Raw genomic sequence first — 1,387 nt, 5'->3', positions numbered from 1 at the left:
ATACTGTTTAAATAGTTTACTGAAGGAATAAATATCCGAATATCCCAAAAACTCAGATATTTCGGTGATACTAAGCGATGACTCTGTTAGAAGATGCTGCGCTTTGCGAAGCTTGGAACGGATCAAATACCCCTTTAGGGATGAGCCTGTAAATTGTTTAAACAAAGAGTTCAAATAACGCGGTGATAATCCGGCATAACGGTAAATATCATCGTAATCGATGGTAGGACTCTCACCCTGAATAAAATCGATAATATCACGTATCTTTCTGGTTTGTTTGGCCGTTAGAGTCTGATGTTTATTTTGCCGTTCGTCTTCAAGGTTATAAAGGTAAAGAAATATCAGCTTCATGAGATAATCAAATTCTTCTGCCCTCCACTGCCTGTTTCCTCCATCTACTTCAATCAGGTGATGCAACATGCCTTCGAACGTGAAAATATCGTTAATATATGAGCACTCAGACGGTATTACAACGGGATCCACAGATGCAGTGCTAATTGAGAAATGAACATAAATAACCATTAAGCAATGATCCAGATCTTGAGTTGCCACAGGTAGAGTCCCTGGTCGGACAAGCATGCAGGTTCCCGGCTTCAATGCATAGGTTGTTTCTGAAAGCACGATTTGTCCGAAGCCTTCAGAAACGTACCATAAATCATAATCGAATAATGGTGTGGATGGCTTCCACATCCAACCCGGCACACATCTCACTTTATTGCTTCGCTGGCTGCTAATAAAGTAACTTTTATATAAGGAATGGATCATGACAACAGTGCTCCTTATCATCCTTGATTTCATTCCAGTGTAATACACGATAGGGAGTGCTGATAATCGAAAGCTAATATGTCTCTATATTTATTAACATCCGATCCTTAACACTCTGCATCCATCATTTCTCCTGTAAACATCAGTTTGAATTGCTCCTTCGACATTAATTCGGAGGATGCGGGCGCATAGCGAAATTGCAATGCTCTTCTTTTCAGGGAAGAGAAGTTGGCTGGTGTCCCATGCTGAAGCAACCCGGAAAAGAACAGCGCACCGCCTGGCTCTAAACATATGGCCACATCTTTCTCGACATGGACATGTGAATCGCACATTTGCCAGTCCCGAATCATGAAGTGTGGAACCCCACCCGCAAGATGTGAGCGGGGAATGACATGCATACAACCGTTTTCCACATTTGCTTGATCAAGAGCAATCCACACAGTCACGATCTGCTTTTTGAAAAATAATCCGCCATAAGCCATATCCTGATGCCATGGCTTTTCACCTCCGCCATGAGGCGGTTTAAGTAAACCTTGTTCTCCAACAAGTACTGCTTTATCCCCCAGAATGCGTTCCACCATATTAAGAATAGCCGGGTGATTAGCAATAGCGCCAAGCATAG

Annotated in this window: 2 protein-coding genes; both read right to left on the bottom strand. The window is 42.5% G+C overall.

Features of this window, described 5'->3' with window-relative positions; translation table 11 throughout:
• The coding region (locus AC1DWB_RS35215) for a helix-turn-helix transcriptional regulator (RefSeq protein WP_477545713.1) at window positions 1-765 on the bottom strand (765 nt) is incomplete at its 3' end.
• Window positions 766-872: 107 nt separating this feature from the next.
• Window positions 873-1,387 (bottom strand): phytanoyl-CoA dioxygenase family protein (locus AC1DWB_RS35210; protein WP_477545712.1); only part of this gene is annotated, 515 nt, incomplete at its 5' end.

The sequence above is a fragment of the Paenibacillus sp. P4_E11 genome (genome assembly GCF_056401635.1).
This window is presented reverse-complemented; position numbering and strand designations above follow the sequence as displayed.